The 207-nt window shown below is 69.1% G+C and carries 1 protein-coding gene; it reads left to right on the forward strand.

Annotation, left to right across the window (positions count from 1 at the left end):
- The coding region (locus tag B0D78_RS13160) for a hypothetical protein (RefSeq protein ID WP_168170162.1) at nucleotides 1-207 on the forward strand (207 nt) is incomplete at both ends.

A 207-nucleotide genomic window follows, 5' to 3' on the forward strand; every position in this document is an offset into this window, starting at 1 on the left:
CCAGGCGCCCCCTCCGGCGGCGGCAACGCGGAGCAGACCGTCACCCTGTGGTCCGGCTGGAACTGGATCGGCTTCCATGTCCTGCCGGACAGCCACGCCGTCGGCGACGTGCTGGGGACGGAGGGCTTCACGGCCAACGACGTCATCCAGACGAACGGCGGTGTGGCTCGCTATTCGGGGGCGGCATGGCTTCCGGACAATTTCTCC

Source organism: Pyramidobacter sp. C12-8, assembly GCF_002007215.1.
Taxonomy (GTDB): domain Bacteria; phylum Synergistota; class Synergistia; order Synergistales; family Dethiosulfovibrionaceae; genus Pyramidobacter.